The 1,335-nt window shown below is 69.2% G+C and carries 1 protein-coding gene and 1 pseudogene; both read right to left on the minus strand.

Going from position 1 to position 1,335, the window contains the following annotated elements:
- Positions 1–190: 190 nt before the first annotated feature.
- Positions 191–838 (minus strand): annotated as a pseudogene (locus ABGB16_RS33715) (hypothetical protein); the annotation flags it as partial.
- A gap of 26 nt (positions 839–864) precedes the next feature.
- Positions 865–1,191 (minus strand): hypothetical protein, encoded by a 327-nt coding sequence (locus ABGB16_RS33720; RefSeq protein ID WP_347672098.1) that lies wholly within the window; start codon positions 1,189–1,191, stop codon positions 865–867.
- Positions 1,192–1,335 lie beyond the last annotated feature (144 nt).

Here is a 1,335-nt window from a genome sequence, read left to right on the forward strand (position 1 = left end):
CACACCTGCACCTGCCGACGGCCCTTCAGGGCTTGCTTGAGCCGGATGCGGGGAAAGCCCGCCCGTCCGGTTCTGAGGGGGCTCCGGCGCAGCAATGCGCCGGAGCTACCCGACAGGCCGAAACCACGTACTTCTCGATCAAATCGACCATGCTCGACGGCCGCGTCCTGCGCTCCCGCAGCATCCCCGGGATCAGCACGAACTGCACCGCCGGGCACGGGGCGAGCCGGCAGAACCGGGCGTTGAGGAATGACGTCTTGCCGTAACCCGCCAAGCCCGCCACCACGACGCCGGAGACACCGGCCGAGCGGATCGTGACCAGCTGACCGTCGGCGTCTACGCCAGCGACCCACACCGCCGGGTCCGACCCGTCGTCGGTCGGTTCGGTCCAGGTCGCGGGTTGGGTGAGGGGGTCGTGCAGCAATGCCCGTATCCGGACCAGGCCGGGGCGGACTTGCGCCACCCTCACCAGCGGCACCCGCCACACGTCGGCCAGATGCCCGGCCGCCTGCGTGAACTCCTCAACGCCGAGACGACCGACGGTGGAAGCGTCGACGCGCACGCCCCACCGCTCGGCCGCCACGGTCACGGCCGGGATCAACTCCCGGGTCACGACCGTGCCCGGCGGACGGTTGGACCACCACGGCGGGCGGATCCGCTCGGTCTGGGCCAGGCCGACCCGGCGGGCGGTCCGCCGCCACGTGTGCTTGATCCGCCACGCGACCCGCAACACCGGACGGAGCTGCTTGCCTGCTACCAGGTACCGCACGGCGTGCGCGCCGAGCCACACAAGTACGGCCAGGGCGGCGACCGCCAGCACGACGGCCGGCACCGCCATGAACAGGCGAGCATCAGGGGGATCGATCATCCGGCCTTCACCGCCGTCAACGCCGACGCCCGGAAGATCTGCCAGGCCCGGCCGTTCTTCTCCCCCGTCACGAACGTCAACCCGGACGCCTTGACCATCTGCCCCACGGCCAGGTCCTTCGGCACCGCCGGCTGCGGCACAGACACCCGCAACAGCTGCGGCTGCTGCCCACCCTCGACCGTCAACGCCAGGGGCACCTCCACCAAGGGCGCACCCGTGACCCGATCAGTCGCGGCCACACCGTTGGCCTTGTCCTTGAACTGCGGCACCGGCACAGCCAGCACCAGCAGCGTCTGGCTGCCATCAATCGGCAACACCAACATGTTGTGTTCTCCTCTACTCCCAACGCCGCTCGGTTAAGGCGTTGTGGCGGCTGTCGAGGGGTGTGTCGCTCAGGCAAACAGAAGCGGAGTTCCGGTATTGAGGTGAGTCACTCCAAGAAACCCTCGAGACCAGGAACTCCGCTT

This window comes from Micromonospora sp. B11E3 (assembly GCF_039871625.1).
Lineage (GTDB): Bacteria > Actinomycetota > Actinomycetes > Mycobacteriales > Micromonosporaceae > Micromonospora.